The organism is Hyunsoonleella rubra, from assembly GCF_042684665.1.
Lineage (GTDB): Bacteria > Bacteroidota > Bacteroidia > Flavobacteriales > Flavobacteriaceae > Jejuia > Jejuia rubra.
In genome coordinates, this window is record NZ_JBHULY010000039.1 from 98,801 (window position 1) to 118,011 (window position 19,211).

19 protein-coding genes are annotated in these 19,211 nt (G+C 39.4%); 13 read left to right on the top strand and 6 right to left on the bottom strand.

Annotated features, from left to right (window positions below):
* Nucleotide 1: 1 nt before the first annotated feature.
* From ACFSR8_RS15070 to acs, 4 genes are all read left to right on the top strand, one after another.
* Nucleotides 2-1,369, top strand: coding sequence for an alanine/glycine:cation symporter family protein (locus tag ACFSR8_RS15070; protein WP_380294052.1), 1,368 nt, complete (start codon nt 2-4; stop codon nt 1,367-1,369).
* Nucleotides 1,370-1,371: 2 nt separating this feature from the next.
* A complete protein-coding gene (locus ACFSR8_RS15075; protein ID WP_380293513.1) occupies nt 1,372-1,629 on the top strand; it encodes a DUF4212 domain-containing protein in 258 nt (85 codons plus the stop codon).
* On the top strand, nt 1,622-3,400 hold the full coding sequence (locus ACFSR8_RS15080) for a sodium:solute symporter family protein (protein WP_380294054.1): 1,779 nt from the start codon (nt 1,622-1,624) through the stop codon (nt 3,398-3,400). Before ACFSR8_RS15075 ends, ACFSR8_RS15080 begins: the two co-directional genes overlap by 8 nt.
* A 204-nt stretch (nt 3,401-3,604) precedes the next feature.
* Nucleotides 3,605-5,512 carry an acetate--CoA ligase gene (gene acs / locus ACFSR8_RS15085; RefSeq protein ID WP_380293515.1) on the top strand — a complete coding sequence of 636 codons (1,908 nt, stop codon included), beginning with the start codon at nt 3,605-3,607 and terminating at the stop codon, nt 5,510-5,512.
* A gap of 4 nt (nt 5,513-5,516) precedes the next feature.
* Here the strand turns inward: acs and ACFSR8_RS15090 are convergent, their stop codons facing one another.
* Nucleotides 5,517-6,131 (bottom strand): fumarylacetoacetate hydrolase family protein, encoded by a 615-nt coding sequence (locus ACFSR8_RS15090; RefSeq protein ID WP_380293517.1) that lies wholly within the window; start codon nt 6,129-6,131, stop codon nt 5,517-5,519.
* Nucleotides 6,132-6,399: 268 nt separating this feature from the next.
* Here ACFSR8_RS15090 and ACFSR8_RS15095 point away from each other — a divergent pair, with 268 nt between their 5' ends.
* A complete protein-coding gene (locus tag ACFSR8_RS15095) occupies nt 6,400-7,968 on the top strand; it encodes a helix-turn-helix transcriptional regulator (protein ID WP_380293519.1) in 1,569 nt (522 codons plus the stop codon).
* Between the two features lie 327 nt (nt 7,969-8,295).
* Here the strand turns inward: ACFSR8_RS15095 and ACFSR8_RS15100 are convergent, their stop codons facing one another.
* From ACFSR8_RS15100 to ACFSR8_RS15110, 3 genes are read right to left on the bottom strand one after another with little or no spacing between them, the layout of a single operon-like run.
* The gene (locus ACFSR8_RS15100; protein WP_380293521.1) at nt 8,296-9,846 is read right to left on the bottom strand and encodes an acyl-CoA carboxylase subunit beta; all 1,551 of its coding nucleotides are present in this window, start codon (nt 9,844-9,846) and stop codon (nt 8,296-8,298) included.
* 3 nt (nt 9,847-9,849) lie between these two features.
* Nucleotides 9,850-11,292, bottom strand: coding sequence for an acetyl-CoA carboxylase biotin carboxylase subunit (gene accC / locus ACFSR8_RS15105; protein ID WP_380293523.1), 1,443 nt, complete (start codon nt 11,290-11,292; stop codon nt 9,850-9,852).
* Between the two features lie 3 nt (nt 11,293-11,295).
* A complete protein-coding gene (locus ACFSR8_RS15110; RefSeq protein WP_380293525.1) occupies nt 11,296-11,781 on the bottom strand; it encodes an acetyl-CoA carboxylase biotin carboxyl carrier protein subunit in 486 nt (161 codons plus the stop codon).
* A 370-nt stretch (nt 11,782-12,151) separates the two neighbouring features.
* On the opposite strand from ACFSR8_RS15110, the gene ACFSR8_RS15115 reads away from it, so the two are divergent.
* Together ACFSR8_RS15115 and ACFSR8_RS15120 are read left to right on the top strand one after the other, a co-directional pair.
* Nucleotides 12,152-12,718, top strand: a complete 567-nt coding sequence (locus ACFSR8_RS15115; protein WP_380293527.1) for a YceI family protein — start codon at nt 12,152-12,154, stop codon at nt 12,716-12,718.
* A gap of 170 nt (nt 12,719-12,888) precedes the next feature.
* Entirely contained in the window at nt 12,889-14,016 is a 1,128-nt protein-coding gene (locus ACFSR8_RS15120) for a D-2-hydroxyacid dehydrogenase (protein WP_380293529.1), read from the top strand.
* A gap of 26 nt (nt 14,017-14,042) precedes the next feature.
* Here the strand turns inward: ACFSR8_RS15120 and ACFSR8_RS15125 are convergent, their stop codons facing one another.
* Entirely contained in the window at nt 14,043-14,597 is a 555-nt protein-coding gene (locus ACFSR8_RS15125; protein ID WP_380293531.1) for an NUDIX hydrolase, read from the bottom strand.
* A 137-nt stretch (nt 14,598-14,734) separates the two neighbouring features.
* On the opposite strand from ACFSR8_RS15125, the gene pyrR reads away from it, so the two are divergent.
* The 5 genes from pyrR (at nt 14,735) to ACFSR8_RS15150 (ending at nt 17,957) form a co-directional block, all read left to right on the top strand.
* On the top strand, nt 14,735-15,274 hold the full coding sequence (gene pyrR / locus ACFSR8_RS15130; RefSeq protein ID WP_380293533.1) for a bifunctional pyr operon transcriptional regulator/uracil phosphoribosyltransferase PyrR: 540 nt from the start codon (nt 14,735-14,737) through the stop codon (nt 15,272-15,274).
* Between the two features lie 71 nt (nt 15,275-15,345).
* Nucleotides 15,346-16,275 carry an aspartate carbamoyltransferase catalytic subunit gene (locus ACFSR8_RS15135; RefSeq protein ID WP_380293535.1) on the top strand — a complete coding sequence of 310 codons (930 nt, stop codon included), beginning with the start codon at nt 15,346-15,348 and terminating at the stop codon, nt 16,273-16,275.
* Nucleotides 16,276-16,278: 3 nt separating this feature from the next.
* Complete coding sequence (locus tag ACFSR8_RS15140) at nt 16,279-16,611, top strand: ribonuclease Z (RefSeq protein ID WP_380293537.1); 333 nt, start codon at nt 16,279-16,281, stop codon at nt 16,609-16,611.
* Between the two features lie 9 nt (nt 16,612-16,620).
* Nucleotides 16,621-17,049, top strand: coding sequence for a hypothetical protein (locus ACFSR8_RS15145; protein ID WP_380293539.1), 429 nt, complete (start codon nt 16,621-16,623; stop codon nt 17,047-17,049).
* Nucleotides 17,049-17,957 (top strand): ribonuclease Z, encoded by a 909-nt coding sequence (locus ACFSR8_RS15150; protein WP_380293541.1) that lies wholly within the window; start codon nt 17,049-17,051, stop codon nt 17,955-17,957. Before ACFSR8_RS15145 ends, ACFSR8_RS15150 begins: the two co-directional genes overlap by 1 nt.
* Here the strand turns inward: ACFSR8_RS15150 and ACFSR8_RS15155 are convergent.
* Nucleotides 17,950-18,363 carry a hypothetical protein gene (locus ACFSR8_RS15155; RefSeq protein WP_380293543.1) on the bottom strand — a complete coding sequence of 138 codons (414 nt, stop codon included), beginning with the start codon at nt 18,361-18,363 and terminating at the stop codon, nt 17,950-17,952. The genes ACFSR8_RS15150 and ACFSR8_RS15155 overlap by 8 nt on opposite strands.
* Nucleotides 18,364-18,471: 108 nt before the next feature.
* Here ACFSR8_RS15155 and pdxH point away from each other — a divergent pair, with 108 nt between their 5' ends.
* A complete protein-coding gene (gene pdxH / locus ACFSR8_RS15160) occupies nt 18,472-19,119 on the top strand; it encodes a pyridoxamine 5'-phosphate oxidase (protein WP_380293545.1) in 648 nt (215 codons plus the stop codon).
* Nucleotides 19,120-19,211: the final 92 nt, after the last annotated feature.

The window sequence follows — 19,211 nt, forward strand, 5'->3', positions numbered from 1 at the left end:
GATGCAATTTTTAGAGCAATTCCTTAGTGATTTTTCATCCTTTGTTTGGGGATTGCCATTGTTGATATTGCTGATTGGCGGAGGTTTATACCTGTTGTTGCTTTCAAGGTTTTTGCCCTTTCGATATTTGGGGCATGCCATTGCAGTACTTCGGGGCAAATATGATAATCCAGAGGACCCCGGTCAAATTTCCCATTTTCAGGCATTGACTACTGCTTTATCCGCCACAGTAGGAATGGGGAATATTGCAGGTGTTGCGGTGGCTATTTCCATTGGTGGACCTGGAGCGGTGTTTTGGATGTGGGTGAGTGCAGTTATCGGGATGTCCACTAAATTTTATACGTCGGCATTGTCCATTATGTTTCGCGGGAAGGATAGTGCTGGGGAGCTTCAGGGAGGCCCCATGTATTTTATAGTTGAAGGATTGGGAAAAGCATGGAAACCTCTGGCAATATGGTTTAGCGTAAGTGGCTTGGTGGGAGCCCTACCAGTTTTCAATGTCAATCAATTAACGCAGGCAATAAATGATATTCTACTGGTACCAAACGGAGTGAAGGTGACGCTTTTTTCAAATTTATGTATCGGATTGTTTTTAGTGCTCATCACGGGAATAGTTATCCTTGGAGGATTAAAACGCATAAGCAAAACTGCTTCCAAATTGGTGCCGGCAATGGTCGTTTTGTATTTTTTGGCGGTGCTAATTATTTTAATGGCGAACATTGAGAGCGTACCGAAATATTTGGTTTTAATCGTTAAAGATGCCTTTAATGCCGATAACTTTCTAGGCGATTCCTTTTTAGGAGGCACATTGGGCGGATTGATTCTATTGGGCATACGTAGAGGGGCATTTTCCAATGAAGCTGGAATAGGTACGGCGCCAATGGCACACGGCGCGGCCAAAACCAACGAGCCCGTCCGCGAAGGTTTGGTGGCTATGATGGGGCCGGCAATTGATACTTTGGTGGTTTGTACCCTTACCGCATTGGCCATATTGGTTACGGGAGTTTGGCAATCCACGGATGCCAACGGCGTCAGTTTGACGGCATCGGCTTTTGCTAGTGCCATTCCCGGTTTTGGGCAGTATATTTTGCTGTTGTGCATTGCGGTATTCAGTATTTCCTCATTATTTTCCTATGCCTATTATGGATCAAAATGCATGGGCTTCCTATTTGGAGCTGATAAAAAACAGTATTACAATTATATTTACATTGTGAGTATCATTTTGGGAGCCATCACTACACTGAGTATGATGATTAATCTCATTGATGGGTTTTTTGCCCTGATGGCCTTCCCAACCATGCTGGCTACCCTAATTTTAGCGCCCAAAGTGACCAAGGAAATTAAACGTTACATCAAACAAATGCAATAAATATGCAAACAAAACAAAGGGCGAAGGCCTATTGGAAAGAAAATATTAAGTATGTGCTTCTTCTGCTATCAATTTGGTTTTTGGTTTCCTTTGGGGCTGGAATTCTTTTTAAGGACACATTGAACACCGTTAAAATAGGTGGTTTTAAATTAGGGTTTTGGTTTGCCCAGCAAGGGTCCATGTACGTTTTCGTTATACTGATTTTTGTGTACGTTCGAATTATGAACAAGCTCGATAAAAAATATGGATATGATGCATAGTTTGATGTTAGCAGAGAACATAAGTGTTCAAAATTGGACCTACATTTTAGTGGGCATCACCTTTGCGATTTATATCGGAATCGCTATTTGGTCTAGGGCGGCGTCCACTAAAGAGTTTTACGTGGCCGGTGGGGGCGTATCCCCTTTGGCAAATGGCATGGCTACGGCTGCGGATTGGATGAGTGCTGCATCGTTTATTTCTATGGCAGGAATCATTTCCTTTGCAGGCTATGATGGGGCAGTGTATCTAATGGGTTGGACAGGTGGTTATGTACTTCTGGCATTGCTTTTAGCACCTTATCTACGAAAATTCGGAAAGTTTACCGTACCTGATTTTATTGGTGACAGGTATTATTCCAAGGTGGCACGCTTTGTTGCGGTGTTATGCGCCTTGTTGGTGTCGTTTACCTACGTGGCTGGGCAGATGCGAGGTGTGGGTATTGTGTTTTCAAGGTTTTTGGAAGTTGATATTGATACAGGGGTGATTATCGGGATGCTGATTGTGCTGTTTTATGCTGTTTTGGGTGGCATGAAAGGTATCACTTACACTCAAGTGGCACAGTATTGCGTATTGATATTTGCTTTTATGGTGCCAGCCATTTTTATTTCAATACAAATGACGGGAAACCCCATACCGCAGTTGGGTTTTGGTGATATCCTGACGGATGGATCGGGAGCCTATCTTTTGGACAAATTAGATGGTTTGAGTACAGAGTTGGGTTTTGATGAATACACTGAGGGCTCAAAATCCATGATTGATGTATTCGCCATAACCTTGGCATTAATGATCGGGACGGCGGGTTTGCCACACGTTATCGTTCGATTCTTTACCGTGAAGCGGGTGAAAGATGCCCGAAAGTCTGCGGGAATTGCATTGTTACTTATCGTGATTTTATACACCACAGCACCGGCAGTGGCGGCTTTTGCAAGGACAAATTTAATTGAAACGGTTTCCGATCAGCCTTATGCGACTGTACCAGAATGGTTTAAAAAATGGGAGGAAACAAAGCTCATCAGTTTTACGGATAAGAATAATGATGGTAAAATTCAATATGTAAAGGGCAATGCTTATTTAAAGAACGAGGATGGTAAAGTAGATTTTACCAAGCCCGATTCCAGTACAAAAAATGAACTTTATGTGGATAGGGATATTATGGTGTTGGCCAACCCAGAAATCGCAAAGTTGCCCAATTGGGTGATTGCCCTTGTGGCAGCTGGTGGTTTGGCAGCCGCACTTTCTACGGCGGCAGGTTTACTATTGGTGATTTCATCATCGGTATCTCACGATTTGATTAAAAAGATTATTAAACCTTCCATTTCGGAGCAGGGCGAATTGGTAGCGGCACGTATTTCTGCCGTTGGGGCAGTTTGCGTGGCAGGTTATTTTGGTATTCATCCGCCGGGTTTTGTGGCCGCGGTTGTGGCCTTGGCCTTTGGATTGGCGGCGGCCTCTTTTTTCCCAGCTATTATTTTAGGGATTTTTTATAAGCGAATGAACAAAGAAGGGGCTATTGCAGGAATGGTTGTCGGGATTACGGCGATGCTACTTTATATGATTAAGTACAAGTTAGGTTGGTTTGACGAAACCATTCCTGATAAGAGTGAATGGTGGTTCGGGATTTCGCCTGAAGGTTTTGGTACTGTGGCTATGCTGTTAAACTTTATCGTTTCAATTGTGATTATGAAATTTACACCTGCACCTCCAAAAGATGTTCAAGAGATTGTTGAGAATATTAGAATCCCAAGCAGTGCGGGAGAGGCCTCACATTAGGTTTTGAGAACGGGCTCTGGGGCTGTCCCGCGTTAGGGATTGCAGAGGAAAGCCCACAGGGCCCCTGAAAGAGGGCCCGAGGACTTGGAACGGAAAGCCCGACCCCGAGTACTCGGGGTAACGCCCAAATATTGAATAAAATCTCACCTCAAAATTACTTGAATTTAGTATTTTAGACATCCAAAAAATAAATCATCAGACTGCATGAGTAATTACCACATCAAACATTTAGAGGAATATTATCAAGTGTATAGAAAATCGGTGAGGGAGCCGGAAAACTTTTGGCAGGAAATAGCCGAAGAGCATTTTGTTTGGTATAAAAAGTGGGACAACGTTTTAAGTTGGGATTTTGCAAAACCCGAGGTAAAATGGTTTGAAGGGGCAAAATTGAATATTACCGTAAATTGTATTGACAGGCATTTGATTGCGAACGGCGATAAAACCGCAATTTTGTTTGAGCCGAACGACCCAAAAGCTAAAGCTGAACATATTACTTACAGGCAGTTACACCAACGTGTTTGCCAGTTTGCCAATGTTTTAAAGTCGAAAGGCATCGCAAAAGGGGATAGAGTGTGTATTTATTTGCCGATGATTCCTGAACTGGCTATTGCTACTTTGGCTTGCGCCAGAATTGGTGCGATACATTCGGTGGTTTTCGCTGGGTTTTCTTCTACTGCTTTGGCGACTCGAATAAATGATAGTGATTGTAAAATGGTGATTACAAGCGACGGCTCCTATCGAGGTGCAAAGACGATCGACTTAAAAGGTATTGTGGATGATGCGCTGGAGGATTGCCCTTGTGTTGAAACTGTTTTGGTTGCAAAACGGATTCAATCTGATATTTCCATGAAAGAAGGACGGGATGAATGGTTGCAACCGCTTTTGGACAATGCTGATAATAACTGCAAACCAGAAGTAATGAGTGCCGAAGATCCTTTATTCATTTTATACACTTCAGGTTCTACAGGTATGCCAAAAGGGATGGTGCATTCCACGGCGGGCTATATGGTTTACACGGCCTATACTTTTAAGAATGTGTTTCAGTACAAAGAAAACGATATTTACTGGTGTACTGCCGATATTGGATGGATTACAGGGCATAGCTATATTGTGTATGGCCCATTGGCCAATGGGGCTACCACCGTAATGTTTGAGGGCGTACCGAGCTACCCTGATTTTGGTCGTTTTTGGGAGATTGTTGAAAAGCACAAAATCAATCAGTTTTATACCGCGCCTACGGCTATTAGGGCTTTGGCCAAAGAAGGTTTGGAGCTGGTTGATAAATACGATTTGTCTTCTTTAAAAGTACTAGGTTCAGTAGGAGAGCCTATTAATGAAGAGGCTTGGCACTGGTATAATGACAACATAGGCAAAAAACAAAGCCCAATTGTGGACACTTGGTGGCAAACCGAAACGGGAGGCATAATGATCACGCCAATACCGTTTGCAACCCCAACAAAACCTACCTATGCTACGTTACCTTTCCCTGGGATTCAGCCTGCCTTAATGGATGAAGATGGGAAGGAGTTAAAAGAAAATCAAGTATCGGGACGTTTGTGCATAAAATTTCCATGGCCGTCTATGGCTCGAACCATTTGGGGAAACCATCAGCGCTACAAGGATACCTATTTTTCAGCCTTTGAAAACAAATATTTTACGGGTGATGGTGCTTTACGTGATGAGGTTGGGTATTATCGAATCACCGGTCGTGTGGATGATGTCATCATCGTTTCGGGCCATAATTTAGGTACCGCACCTATTGAAGATGCAGTGAACGAACATCCTGCGGTTGCGGAAAGTGCCATTGTTGGCTTTCCACATGATATTAAGGGGAACGCGCTTTATGGTTACGTGATTTTAAAGGAAGTTGGTGAAACCCGAGACCACAATAATTTGCGAAAAGAGATCAACCAAATTATTACGGAGCATGTTGGCCCTATAGCAAAACTGGACAAGATCCAATTTACCAAAGGCTTGCCAAAAACCCGTTCAGGAAAAATTATGCGGCGTATTTTGCGAAAAATAGCATGCAACGAAACCAGTAACCTGGGTGATACAAGTACTTTGTTGAATCCTGAGGTGGTTCAGGATATTATGGATAATGCTTTGTAGTTTGTTAAACCATCTTAAAATCCAATAACACTTCACCTTCAATGGACGCTTGTAAATGGTCGCCTTTATAAATTAAACCAGTGCCAGATGCGGGTGTACCCGTAAAGATCAAGTCGCCTTCATTGAGGGTCATGAAGCTGGAAACATGAGAGATAATTTCTGCAAAATTATAGATCATTAAAGAAGTGTTTCCTGTTTGCTTGACTTCACCATTTATTTTTAAATCAAAATTAATATTGTTGAGGTTTGGAAAATCTGAAATCGGTTTAAAGCCCGAAATAGGGGAGGCGCCGTCAAAACCTTTGGCTAGTGCCCATGGCCATTTTTGCTCTCTGTAGGCCTTTAAAATATCCGTTGCCGTATAGTCAATACCAACTGCAATCTCGCTAATGAAATTGGGTGCATCATCTAGTGAAACGTCTTTGCACCTTTTTCCGATTTTGGCCACCAATTCAACTTCATACACAATTTCCTTAGTAATCGAAGGGTAAACAACATTTTTGTTCCCGGTAACCAAGGTGCTGTCGGCTTTGAGGAATATTAATTGAGACCCTGTTTTTAGCCCAGGGATTTCGGAAGGATCATTCACGTAGTTTTTGCCTATGCCTATTATTTTCATTTATATTTTTTTTGGATTGATAAGGTAAATGTACTGAATATAACATTTAGGTTCAATGCCGATGCCAATAAACCAATTCCAATAGGACTTTGAAAATTGCGCAAAAGCATGCTTCAACCTAATTTGCCGATTGTTATTCGTTTTCATTTCAGAAAACATTTCTGAAGTAAATCTATTTGTATATATTTGTGAGAATATTAATCTGGTATATTTACAACGATTGATGCTTAAAAGGTTTCTTTCTCTCAAGACTCTAAGCGCGGTTTTTTTGTTTTGCGCAATTGCCCAAAGCGGTCTTTCCCAATCAAAAGAAAATTATTATCGCTTTTTGGATTCTGTAGATATTCATATCGATACGGATTCTGAAATATCCCGAAAGTTTTTGGACAGTATTCCTAAACCCGCTGAAAAATATATTAAGGGAAGAGTAGGCGAATATTATGCCGATATGGCACTGATCCATGACGGAAATAAGGAGCTTCTGAAATTTCATCGTTGTAATATTTTGGCATTAAAGTACGCCAAAGAAGAAGAAAACTTCTGTATAGCCGGACAAGCATGTATAGATTTGTTTTCTGATGTTTATTTGATAGATGGGGATACTTCGGCATTCAAATATATCGATTTAGCTGAACAGTATTTTAGTAAATGCGATGACCCTAATGGGTTGGTGCAAGTAGAGCAGATGTATGCTTACGTAAAATTTCTTGACGGTGAATTTGAGGCCTCGAATGAGTTGATTTTACCAGTGCTTCAAAAGTATAAGACCATCAGTGAGGATGCTTACTATTACATGTTCGCGCTTTATATGCTCTCGTCTAACTATTATTCATTGCATGATAAGGAAAATGCCGACTACTATTTTAAGGCCTTCAAAACTCTAGAAAACAACACCACCATTGCACAATATAACTACTATTCATTTGAGTCTGGGATTAATTTAAGTGGCGCGGAATATTTTTTTGAAAAAAAGCAAATAGATTCTACTAAGTATTATTTGAATATGACCAAGCGCCTAAAGCCTTTCATGGGTGAAGATGTACTCAGGGATTATTATAAACTTTATGCCGAAGTTCATAAGCACTCTGGAAGAATAGATGCTTCTAAGGCATATGTTGATTCCTTAATCCATCTTGAGCAAGACATTCACAAAAGTACTGTGGATGCCAGTTTTCAAATAAGTGATGACCTGTTGGAGGCAGAAACAGAATTAATAGGTTGGGGCAAAACATCGACTTTTAGTAAATACTTGGCCCTAGGGCTACTAGTGGCCTTTCTTCTTTTGATATGCTTGTTCTATTTTGTTTTTTACAGAAGGCATAAAGCGAAGATTGAGGAAATTACAGAAAAAACAGATGACCTGTCTATCATAAAATCGAATAACGAACAACTGACAGTAAAAGTTCAAGGTCTTGAGGAATACATCAATAATTTAAAGAAAGAAGTAAAGGCTATTTCAATTGTGGAAAGTATTGATGAGCAAAAAGCGCGTATAAAGGCACTTTATAAAAATCTGCATATTAATTCTGCTACCATATTAGATAAAAGTGATTCTCATTTGGAATTGATCAACGATTTGAACATCGGATTTTTTAAGAAAATTGATAAAGTTTATCCTCAGCTTAATAAATCGGAAGTCATTATTTGCTATTATATTTTGATAGGTTTCAGTAATAAAGAAATAGCCGTATTCTTAAATGCAACATTGAGGTCGGTAGAAAGCAAACGTTATCGGATTTCAAAAAAAATAGATCTCAATCGAAAGAATACTTCGCTGTTGAACCATCTTCAAGAAACATTTAAGGATGCCATTTTAGTAAAGGCTTTAATAAATTGAACCCAAACTCTTCAAGAAGCCAATTATTTTTCTCGTGCGTAATAAGTGCGTAGTGATTTATATCGAAAAACTCACCTATTTTTAGATATTTGTTGCATTGTTATTATCGATTGAATAATTTCTAGATAATTTAAAAATCTTGTTTCATAGGGTTGATTAAAACACTTCGTAAATATATCTAAGGTTGGTTGGATGTTAATTTGTTTTAATTAAGAAACAAGATTTTTTTAGGGATTAATTTAATTGCTATGCAGCAAAATTTGTTGCTAAGTTGAAGTTTAATAAAGGAGCCTTTTAGGGCTCCTTTTTTAGGTTGTTTAAAATCGATTAAAGGGGAATATTCCCGTGTTTTCGTTTTGGTCTATTGACCTCCTTGTTTTTTAAAGAGGCAAAAGCCTTTATCAATTTTCTTCGTGTATTTTTTGGTAGAATGACTTCGTCGATAAACCCGCGTTTGGCCGCACGATAGGGGTTTGCAAATTTTTGGGCATATTCAGTCTCTTTTTCGGCAAGTTTTTCCTCTGGATTTTCGGAAGAGGCAATTTCCTTTCTAAAAATAATTTCACTTGCGCCTTTCGCGCCCATAACTGCAATTTCTGCACCTGGCCATGCGTAGTTAAAATCTGCTCCAATGTGCTTTGAATTCATCACGTCATAGGCACCACCATATGCTTTTCTGGTAATCACCGTAATCCTGGGAACTGTGGCTTCGCTAAATGCATACAATAATTTTGCGCCGTGGACAATGATACCGTTCCATTCCTGGTCCGTGCCCGGCAAAAACCCCGGAACGTCAACCAAAACCAAAAGCGGGATGTTGAAGCAATCACAAAACCGCGTAAAACGTGCCCCTTTTCTGGAGCTATTAACTCCTAATACACCAGCAAAAGCCATAGGCTGATTCGCAACAATACCTATACTTCTACCTCCCAATCTGGCAAAACCGACAATAATGCTTTCAGCATAATCTTTATGAATTTCGTAAAACGAATCTTCATCAATAATACCTGAGATCACCTCATGCATATCGTAAGGTTTGTTTGGGTTATCTGGCACAATATTCGATAATTCATCCCGAATTTCATCATTTAAATTAAAGTCTAAAAGTTTGGGATTTTCCGTATTATTTTGTGGCAAATAACTAAGTAGCTTTTTTACGTCTTCTAGGCATTCGATGTCATTGGAAGAAGTTCGGTGCGATACACCTGATTTAGAGGCATGCGTCAAAGCACCTCCTAGTTCTTCGCTGGTAACCTCTTCATTGGTCACGGTTTTTACCACATTGGGCCCCGTAACGAACATATAGCTTGTGTGCTCTACCATGATGGTGAAATCGGTCATTGCCGGTGAATATACCGCACCACCGGCACAAGGCCCCATTACCGCAGAAATTTGTGGAATCACTCCGGAAGCTTGCACGTTGCGATAGAAAATATCGGCATAACCTCCCAAAGAACGGACACCCTCTTGTATTCTGGCGCCACCGGAATCGTTGAGGCCAATGATTGGTGCGCCGACTTTTACCGCCATATCCATGATTTTACAGATTTTTTCGGCATGTGTTTCAGACAAAGAGCCTCCGAAAACCGTAAAATCTTGTGCATACACATACACTAGTCGACCATCAATTGTGCCGTAACCTGTTACCACGCCATCACCATATATAATCTGGTTTTCCATGCCAAAATCTGTCGTGCGATGGGTGACCAGAGCTCCAATTTCTTCAAAGGACCCCTCGTCCATTAAGTACTCGATACGCTCCCTTGCGGTTAGTTTTTTATTGGCATGCTGTTTGTCGATACGCTTTTGACCTCCACCTAATTTTGCAAGAGCCAGGCGTTCGTTTAAGGTGTTGATTTTATCTTGTTTTGATTCCATAGTTTAATGATTGGGTAAGCGCAACATTTTTTGATCTACCATATATTGTTTTAACGCAATTAGCGCAGCAATTTTTGCTTCCTTTTCAGTATCTTGTTTTAAAGCTTCGGGTGAATAATATTGTTTTACGAAATGGGTGTCAAAGTTGCCTGATGTAAATGCTTCATGCTCGCAAACGAATTTTCCGAAAGGCAATGTGGTTTCCACTCCTTCCACTTTATAATCAGTAATTGCCTTTTTCATCAACATGATGGCTTCCTCGCGAGATTTTCCAAATGTGATGAGTTTGGAGAGCATCGGGTCATAATAAATAGGGATATCCATGCTTTCTTCATAGCCATTATCCACCCTAATACCTTCGCCAACAGGAATTTGATAAACGTCCAAATGACCAACACTTGGAAGAAAATCGTTTAACGGGTCTTCAGCATAAACCCTTAGTTCTAAGGCGTGTCCCTGGATTTTCAAATTTTCTTGTTTGATATTTAGTTTTTCGCCTCGGGCCACTCGAATTTGAAGTTCTACCAAATCAACGCCTGCAATGATTTCGGTTACGGGATGCTCAACTTGCAATCGGGTGTTCATTTCTAAAAAGTAAAAATTGTGGTCGGCGTCCAACAAAAACTCAACCGTTCCTGCACCTAAATAATCGCAGGATTTTGCCACTTTTATGGCGGCTTGGCCCATTTCTTCCCTTAATTCTGGTGATAAAACTGAGGAAGGCGCTTCCTCCACCACCTTTTGATGCCGACGCTGAATACTGCATTCGCGTTCAAAAAAGTGAAGAATGTTGCCATGGCTATCCGCCATCACTTGAATTTCGATATGACGAGGCGAACCCACATATTTTTCAATAAACACTGAGCCGTCCCCAAAAGCCGAAGTGGCTTCGCTAATGGCGCGATTCATTTGGGATTCCAAGTCCTTTTCTTTCTCAACAATGCGCATCCCTTTGCCACCACCGCCTGCCGAAGCTTTAATTAAAATAGGAAAACCTATGTCGTTCGCAATTTGTTTCGCTTTGACTACATCTGTGATAGCCTCATCAATGCCAGGAACCATGGGGATATCATATTCTTTTACGGCTTCCTTGGCGGCCAATTTACTTCCCATAATTTTAATGGCTTTGGAACGTGGTCCAATGAAAACGACATCATTTTTTTCGCATAATTCAGCAAAATCGGCATTTTCACTTAAAAAACCATATCCGGGATGAATGCCATCAACATTTAGGCTTTTAGCAACTTCAATAATCTTTTCACCTTTCAAATAGGATTGATTTGAGGGGGCTTCGCCAATGCAAACGGCTTCGCCTGCAAATTTTACATGGGGTGAATTTCTGTCAATTGTTGAATATACCGCAACGGTTTTGATACCCATTTTTTTTGCGGTTTTCATTACGCGTATCGCTATTTCGCCACGATTGGCAACCAGTATTTTTTTCATGGCTTATTCAAATTCGATTAACAAATGGTTCTTTTCAACAGCATCTCCTTTTTGAGCTGAAATGGATTTTATCACCCCATCTCTAGGCGAGGTGATAACATTTTCCATTTTCATAGCTTCAAGTATAAGCAAAGCATCATCTTCCTTGACTTCCTGGCCTACATTGACACTGATTTCCAAAATCAGACCTGGCATAGGAGCTTTTATGGAGTCAATGTGTTTTGAGGAGCCTATATTGAAGCCCATTTCTCTTATAAGCAAATCTAAATCATTGAATATATCGACTTTGTAATTGTTATTATTCACTCTTACCTCATAGGTTTTGTCGTTGAAGTTGGCGCCAACAATAGAAGCTTTATAGGATGTATTATTATGAAGAATGTGGAACTCTGATTCTGAAACCGATAGTGCATCAAATTGGGATATATCATCAGTATTAATTTCAAAATCAAAAGCGTCGTTAACCTTAGTTTTGAAAACTTTGCCCATACATTTAAAAATTGATTTAGGTAAATATAGTTATTCTGTTTCAGAACTTTTAACAATAATTTCGATTGTGGATAATTGATTGAATTTATTTAAATCATTGTACCAAAGGATCAAATTATATCGTGCTGTGCTCGTAGATTTTTATAGGATTGTCCTGAAATTGTCCACTTTTGCCCGAAGCCTTTATTTATTTAAATTCTGAAAATATGATAATTTTAAATACATAAATAAGTGTTAAATTATCATATATTTAATAAATACATGATAATAATCATTTTATTTCAATATATAGAAATCTACATTTGCTGCATATTTTTAATCATTTAATTTTAATCTCATGGATACTAATAGTAAATTTTTTAGAAAGCTAATGATTTGTGTAATAGCAATAGGCTTTTCGGTTAACTATTCGCAAGGCCAAATATTTGGGCTTGAAAATAGTGCGTCTTCTTTGACGGTTTTTGGGACTTCTAATTTGCATGGTTGGAAAGTAGATGCCCAAACACAGCAAGGAGCCATAAACTTTAACAATCTACAGGCTTGTGATATTAATCATTTATCACTTACGGTACTTACCAAAGGTTTAAAAGGAGCAAAACCAGGAATGGTTGAAACCATATCAAAAACCCTTAAGTCTGACAGGTATAAGTACATTTTGTTTACACTTACGAAAGTGGAACAGAGTACAAAGAAAGATAATGGCGTTTTTGAGGTACTGGCACAGGGAGATCTAACAATTGCTGGAACAAAAAAATCAGTGCCAATACGTTTTTACGTTACCATCGATAACAATAAGGTAACACTTGAGGGCAAGGCTATATTGAAAATGACGGATTTTAATTTGACACCCCCAGAAGCTTTGATGGGAACGATTAAAGCAGAGGATAATATAATGTTAAGGTTTAAAGCTAGATTTACAGAATCGGCAGTTTTGTAATTTATAGTTGAATAATCAAGAGCCTCTATGAATTGGATTTTTAATGATATCCCAATTCTAAGAGGCTTTTTTTTGGTTCTATTTTAGACAAGCGAAAGTTTTGCCTTCAAAGTCATATTTGTGAATTGGCCAAAAAAGAGTAATTTCAGTGTCATAATTTTTCCTTGGATATGAAAAAGTTTATTATCACGGTTACGGCATTTGGCATTTTATTGCCTGCTCTATGTTTTGGTCAGATGGCCGAGATTCATATTGACACCCTAATCATTGAATTGGGGATTCGTGAATCGAAAGTGGCTAGCAAAGACATGGAAGGGTGGTCTCGTCCTAAAAAAGTGACTTTTGGCTATATCCCTCAGACCGTAACAGGTATCGGGTCAAAAGCTTGGATTCTTGAGGTTGCTGATGGGGTCCCAATTGATTTTGTAAGCGGCACGGATGACGTAGAAAATAGTATTGCGGATAGCGATGTCTATATTGGGAGGTGTTCAGATGTCATATCGACAGGTAAAAATCTGGATTATATACACATTACATCTGCAGGAATTGATAGATGCGCCTCCATCCCCGGGATAAAAACCACTCATTGGATCGCTACCAATAATGCCAAGGTAAGTAGTGAAACCATTGCAGAGCATAGCATTGCGATGATGATGGCCTTAGCACGACGATTACCTATGTTTGACGGCTTAAAAACAAATTCCGATTGGAATCGTGGAAACGCACCGGATGCACCAAAAGCAATCTCGTTAAAGGGCAAAACTCTTCTGGTTCTTGGGCTTGGGGGAATAGGGTCCCAGATCGCCAAAAGAGCGAACAGTCTTGGAATGAGGGTAATTGGGACTCGGAATTCGAGTAGGACGGGGCCGGATTATGTGGATTATGTGGGTTTAAGTGATGAAACTCAGGAATTAGCGAAACAGGCAGATATTGTTATAAATGCTTTACCTCTTACAGATAAAACAACAGGGATTGTTAGTGCCGAGTTTTTTAATAATTTGAAAGAAGGAAGTTACTATCTTTCTGTTGGCCGTGGAAAAACTACCGACACCAATGCCTTGATAGAAGCGCTTAATAGTGGAAAGCTGAGTGGGGCAGGCCTGGATGTTACAGATCCGGAACCTTTACCAGAGGGACATGAGCTGTGGGGAATGCCAAATGTGATAATTACGCAGCATACCGCGGGAAGATCGGATTTGAGCAGGCGAAATGCATTGATGATTACCAGGGAGAACTTAAGGCGCTATATAAAGGGAGAAAAACTATTAAACATGGTGGATTTAGCTCGGGGCTATTAGCTTGTTTTTGTCTTTGAGGTGCGCTTTCAATTCACAGTTTCAACTATTTTTTGGAGTACGAATACATAGTAACTTTTGTTGGAAGCCACAAAATGATTGCCATTATCGCCTATGGTATCAATTAAATGTTGAAACTCGTCAAAAGACACCAATTTAAAGGCTTCGACTTCGCCTTCTTGAGGAACAAGTTCTTTAACTGGGACTTTTAGTTCGGTAATAAAGGTATTATGGAATTCGTTGTCGGTAATACCGTTGTCGTAGCTTTGAAAGCATTCGAATATACCAATAGAAATTAAATCTTCTTCTGAAACCGCAACACCAATTTCTTCTTTCACCTCCCGAATAGCCCCTTCTTTTGGGGTTTCGCCAGCATCGATGTGGCCGGCTACTGAAACATCCCAAAGCAATGGACAAATTACCTTTTGTGCCGAACGTTGGGCCAGAAGGATTTCTTTTTTACTCGTGTAAAACCAAACGTGGGAGGTGTGATGATACAGTCCTTTTTTGTGAATGATAGATTTTAATTCACTTTTTCCCGTTAGCAAGCCTTCTTTTGTAGCCACGTCAATATATTCATCCATGATGTTGAATTGCAGTTGTGTATTTTCCTCAAAACTAGTTCAAATTTCAAAAAACAAAGACTTTTAGAAATGATTATTTAAAATAAATCATATTAATTTTTGCATTACCTTTGCCTTCCAAACACGTTTGGGCAGATATGAGTCAGAAAGTTTTACTTAACGCAAAAGAGGTAAACATCATTCTTCATCGATTGGCTTGTCAACTTATTGAAAAACACACTGATTTCTCGAATACCGTATTGATTGGTCTGCAACCCAGAGGGGTGTTTTTGGCCAATAGGATTGCATCTATTTTAAAGGGCGATTACAAAGTAAAGAATATAAAACTGGGCTATTTGGACATTACGTTTTATCGTGATGATTTCAGACGAAGTGAAAAGCCATTGGAAGCCAATACCACCAAAATAGATTTTTTGGTGGAGGACAAAAACATCATTTTTATTGATGATGTGTTGTATACGGGAAGAAGTATTAGAGCCGCGCTGACTGCTATTCAGTCCTTTGGAAGGCCAAACGAAATTGAGTTGTTAACACTGATAGATAGAAGGTTTAGCAGGCACCTGCCGATTCAACCAGATTACCGGGGGAGACAAGTGGATGTCATCAATAGTGAAAAAGTGGTGGTGAATTGGGAAGAACATGATAAAGAGGATTCCGTGTATTTGATTGAAAAATAGAGGGTAAAGATTCTAAAATTAACTAGAGAGTGTAACTGCAGGCTGAGACTGCGACTGAATACTGAAAAAGAATGAGCGAATTAAGTGTAAATCACTTATTGGGAATAAAGTACCTGAACCAGCAGGACATTCAACTTATTTTTGAAACCGCCGACCATTTTAAGGAGGTCATCAATCGTCCAATTAAAAAGGTACCGTCGTTAAGGGATATCACCATCGCCAATTTGTTTTTTGAGAATTCCACGCGAACCAAACTCTCTTTTGAACTGGCCGAAAAACGATTATCTGCCGATGTCATTAATTTTTCATCAGGGCAGTCCTCTGTAAAAAAAGGGGAAACCCTAATCGATACAGTCAACAATATTCTATCCATGAAGGTGGATATGGTCGTGATGCGACACCCCAATCCCGGAGCAGGCGTTTTCTTGTCAAAGCATGTGGATGCAAGCATCATTAATGCAGGCGATGGTGCTCACGAGCATCCCACTCAGGCCTTATTGGATAGCTATTCCATTCGAGAGCGTTTGGGCGAAGTCAAAGGCAAAAAAGTGGTCATTGTCGGGGATATTTTGCACAGTAGAGTCGCATTGTCAAATATATTTGCTTTGCAGATGCAGGGTGCTGAAGTGATGGTGTGTGGCCCAAAAACCTTGATTCCAAAATATATCGATAAATTGGGTGTAAAGGTAGAAACCGATTTGCGGAAAGCCTTAAATTGGTGCGACGTTGCTAATATGCTTCGCGTTCAAAATGAGCGGATGGATATCAGTTATTTTCCATCGACCCGAGAGTATACTCAACAGTTTGGAGTAAACAAAGCTTTGCTGGATAGTTTGGATAAGGAAATCACCATTATGCACCCAGGACCGATCAATAGAGGTGTGGAAATCACCAGTGATGTGGCCGATTCTAAGCAGGCCATCATTTTGGATCAAGTACAAAATGGAGTAGCTATTAGGATGGCAGTGATTTATTTATTAGCTTCCAAGATAAAACAGTAGGATATGATTATCGATAAAACCGGAAATACCACGGTTATCACCCAGGAAAAGTTTACGATAGTGGAACTTGTTAAAAAGATGGAAGCACTTTATCCCAAGTTTAAAAATGACAATATTATTGTCGCTTTAACGGCGTTGGACAAAATTGCGCTGGAGGATGTGGTTGAATTTTTGAACATTTCGAACATCCACAGAGGCAAAAAACATTCGTTCGTTGTCGTTTCCGACAAGGTAGATCTGGATGAAATTCCTCATGAGCTAGTGGTGGTGCCAACACAACAGGAGGCACTCGATATCATCGAAATGGAAGAAATGGAGCGCGATTTAGGGTTTTAGTTTTATTTTATGAGCAAAAAAGTAGTTCTTCATGAAGAAGAGATTTTAGACAGTATTAGTCAGGTCTTATTGTTTTTCTGCTCATTTCTTCCCTCTTTTGTTTTAAATAATTTGGTCGAAAATCAAACTATTTCTGATATTATAAGTTACCTGTTCATTTTTGGAGTTATTAGTATAATGAAAATCTCTCGAAGGGTGTCAATTTCGAATAACTTGCTTGTGAAAGATATTTATACTTTATTTTTAGGTAGATTAAGAAAAGTTGAAAGTTTCCCTATTTCAGAAATTGAAAAAATAGAATTAGCCCAGAATAATGACCTATATTTTGAGATAGTGGCTAAAAAGAAGGATGGTAAAATTTCATTTATAAAGAAAATGCCCAATAAAAATCCTGCAATGGTTGAACTTGAGCGCATAAAAAGTTACATAAATATATAATGAAATTAACCATTTTAGGTTGCTACAGCGCAACCCCACGTACATTATCCAACACCACGTCCCAAGTGCTTGAAATCAATAATCACATGTTTTTGATTGACTGTGGGGAGGGCACTCAAGTGGAATTGCGACGCCATAAAATAAAATTCAACCGTATTAAGCATGTATTTATTTCCCATTTGCACGGTGATCATTTTTTTGGTTTGGTGGGGCTGATTTCAACATTTCGATTGTTGACCAGAGAGGCCGATTTGCACATATATGGTCCGAAAGGCATAAAGGAAGTGATTACTCTTCAAATGAAACTGGCCGATTCCTGGACCAATTACAAATTGATTTTTCACGAGTTGGAATCCAATACATCCGAATTGATATTTGAAGATGATGCGGTAGAGGTTTACACCATTCCGTTGGAACACCGCGTGTATACCAATGGTTATCTGTTTAAGGAAAAAGAAAGAGACCGCAAGTTGGATATCGTTGCGGTAGAGCGGGCTCATATTGATGTGGCCTATTTCCGTAAACTAAAACAGGGTTTTGATGTTATGAACGAGGATGGCGTTTTGATAAAAAACGAAACGGTAACTAAGCCTGCCGAGAAACCTAAAAGTTATGCGTTTTGTAGTGACACGGTTTACAAAGAAGATATTTTGCCCCTTATAAAGGATGTGGATGTACTTTACCATGAGTCTACTTTTTTAGATCAGCACGCCCATTTGGCACCAAAAACCAAACACTCCACAGCCAAGGAAGCAGCGACTATTGCAAAATTGGCTAATGCAGGCACTTTAGTTCTGGGACATTATTCTTCTCGCTATCCTAATTTGGAGGATTTCAGAAGTGAAGCTTTAACTGTTTTTGATAATGTTGAGCTCGCGGAAGACGGGAAAACCTTTAGCTTCAATTAAACTCCTTTAGATTTTCTACCCATCGAATGGCCTCGCTCAGAGACAGGCAACGTTTTATGCTTTTGTTGGAAAAGTGCTTTTCCAAGGAGGCATTGATATAAGAGGCATTGTTATAAGCCACAATAGCACTGGCCACCAAAATATTGTAATGCTTTTCGATGCGCAACCAGTTTTGAGGGTCTATGGAATAGGAGTTAATCCTATTGGCAACATAGGCCACTTGTGCATTTTCGCCATAAAACTTGGTCAACTCTTTAATTAAAACTTGGGCTTTTGACCAATCAAAATGTACACCTTCATGAGGTTCGGCAACTACAAAATGTTCACATAAATAATAATTCCCGAAAGAAAGTGAAAGTTTATAAGGCTTTAGTTTCTCAAAAAAAGGCGACTTTTCAAATGTCATTTATGGTCGTATTTGTTTTGAATCAAATTTTTTGAGAGACATTCGAAGTTAAGAAGTTTATATGAGATAATGGCTTATTTGCCGTTAATTTTTCACTAATTTCGTTGTATGGAAAATGATTTGAGCAATTATCGAAAGTCTTATGATAAGGGAGAACTGCTTCTTAAAGATACGCCGGAAAACCCAATGGAGTTGTTCCAAAAATGGTTTTATGAAGTAGATAAATATTTTCCTGAGGATGAAAATAACGCGATGACCATTGCAACAGTTGGTTTGGATGGTTATCCTAAAAATAGGGTAGTGTTGCTTAAAAAATTCACCTTTGAAGGTTTTATCTTTTACACGAATTATAATAGCGAAAAAGGTCGGGCAATTTCTGAAAATCCAAACGTATGTCTTTCTTTTTTTTGGCATGGCGCTGAACGTCAGATTATTATAAAGGGAGAAGCTGAGAAGATTGCGCCCAATATGAGCGACGGCTATTTTGAGTCTCGCCCTAAGGGGAGCCAGCTTGGTGCTTTGGTTTCAAATCAAAGTGAAATAATTCCTAATAGGGCCTTTTTAGAAAATAAGCTAAAAGCATTGGAAATTGAATATGATGCCAAAGTAGTAGAAAGACCTGAGCATTGGGGAGGTTATATCGTAAAGCCAGTGGAAATCGAATTTTGGCAAGGACGCCCAAATAGATTGCACGATCGTATCAGGTATCAATTGCAATCAGATTACAATTGGCTTATTCATCGATTATCTCCATAAAAACGATGATGAAATACACTTTTTCTTATCTTTCAGGTGTATTTAATCGATAAAAAACATATTAGTTCGACGAAATACATGTTTTTCATCGA

Excerpts from the sequence above, each read along its gene's own strand:
- ACFSR8_RS15075 (WP_380293513.1), top strand. The coding sequence starts at position 1,372 with ATGCAAACAAAACAAAGGGCGAAGGCCTATTGGAAAGAAAATATTAAG.
- pdxH (WP_380293545.1), top strand. The coding sequence starts at position 18,472 with ATGGAAAATGATTTGAGCAATTATCGAAAGTCTTATGATAAGGGAGAA.
- ACFSR8_RS15120 (WP_380293529.1), top strand. The coding sequence starts at position 12,889 with ATGAAAAAGTTTATTATCACGGTTACGGCATTTGGCATTTTATTGCCT.
- accC (WP_380293523.1), bottom strand. The coding sequence starts at position 11,292 with ATGAAAAAAATACTGGTTGCCAATCGTGGCGAAATAGCGATACGCGTA.
- pyrR (WP_380293533.1), top strand. The coding sequence starts at position 14,735 with ATGAGTCAGAAAGTTTTACTTAACGCAAAAGAGGTAAACATCATTCTT.
- ACFSR8_RS15100 (WP_380293521.1), bottom strand. The coding sequence starts at position 9,846 with ATGGAATCAAAACAAGATAAAATCAACACCTTAAACGAACGCCTGGCT.
- ACFSR8_RS15080 (WP_380294054.1), top strand. The coding sequence starts at position 1,622 with ATGCATAGTTTGATGTTAGCAGAGAACATAAGTGTTCAAAATTGGACC.
- ACFSR8_RS15110 (WP_380293525.1), bottom strand. The coding sequence starts at position 11,781 with ATGGGCAAAGTTTTCAAAACTAAGGTTAACGACGCTTTTGATTTTGAA.
- ACFSR8_RS15135 (WP_380293535.1), top strand. The coding sequence starts at position 15,346 with ATGAGCGAATTAAGTGTAAATCACTTATTGGGAATAAAGTACCTGAAC.
- acs (WP_380293515.1), top strand. The coding sequence starts at position 3,605 with ATGAGTAATTACCACATCAAACATTTAGAGGAATATTATCAAGTGTAT.
- ACFSR8_RS15070 (WP_380294052.1), top strand. The coding sequence starts at position 2 with ATGCAATTTTTAGAGCAATTCCTTAGTGATTTTTCATCCTTTGTTTGG.
- ACFSR8_RS15145 (WP_380293539.1), top strand. The coding sequence starts at position 16,621 with ATGAGCAAAAAAGTAGTTCTTCATGAAGAAGAGATTTTAGACAGTATT.
- ACFSR8_RS15155 (WP_380293543.1), bottom strand. The coding sequence starts at position 18,363 with ATGACATTTGAAAAGTCGCCTTTTTTTGAGAAACTAAAGCCTTATAAA.
- ACFSR8_RS15115 (WP_380293527.1), top strand. The coding sequence starts at position 12,152 with ATGATTTGTGTAATAGCAATAGGCTTTTCGGTTAACTATTCGCAAGGC.
- ACFSR8_RS15125 (WP_380293531.1), bottom strand. The coding sequence starts at position 14,597 with ATGGATGAATATATTGACGTGGCTACAAAAGAAGGCTTGCTAACGGGA.
- ACFSR8_RS15090 (WP_380293517.1), bottom strand. The coding sequence starts at position 6,131 with ATGAAAATAATAGGCATAGGCAAAAACTACGTGAATGATCCTTCCGAA.
- ACFSR8_RS15140 (WP_380293537.1), top strand. The coding sequence starts at position 16,279 with ATGATTATCGATAAAACCGGAAATACCACGGTTATCACCCAGGAAAAG.
- ACFSR8_RS15150 (WP_380293541.1), top strand. The coding sequence starts at position 17,049 with ATGAAATTAACCATTTTAGGTTGCTACAGCGCAACCCCACGTACATTA.